The 229-nt window shown below is 27.5% G+C and carries 1 protein-coding gene; it reads left to right on the top strand.

The window, feature by feature from the left end; genetic code table 11:
* Positions 1-86: 86 nt before the first annotated feature.
* Positions 87-229, top strand: a 143-nt coding sequence (locus SCA31_RS25840; RefSeq protein WP_410699784.1) for a 2TM domain-containing protein, incomplete at its 3' end; no start/stop codon positions are given.

Genomic DNA, 229 nt, shown 5'->3' with positions numbered 1-229 from the left:
AGTGTTTTTGCAATCGGTAAAGGCTGGGAAGAAAAAAAGATCAGAGAGATTTTAGAAAAACAAGATAAAAGATAAAAACTACTAATATGGAAAATATAGATCAAAACGACCTTCGTTACAAGGAAGCGGAAAGAAAAGTGAAAAAAATAAAGAATTTTTACGTTTTCACTTTCATTTATTTTGCGGTGAATATTTTTATTTTATTTCTAAATTACAGAGAATTAGAACC

This window comes from Chryseobacterium sp. SIMBA_028, from assembly GCF_046535285.1.
In the GTDB taxonomy this organism is placed as follows: Bacteria; Bacteroidota; Bacteroidia; order Flavobacteriales; family Weeksellaceae; genus Chryseobacterium.
This window is presented reverse-complemented; position numbering and strand designations above follow the sequence as displayed.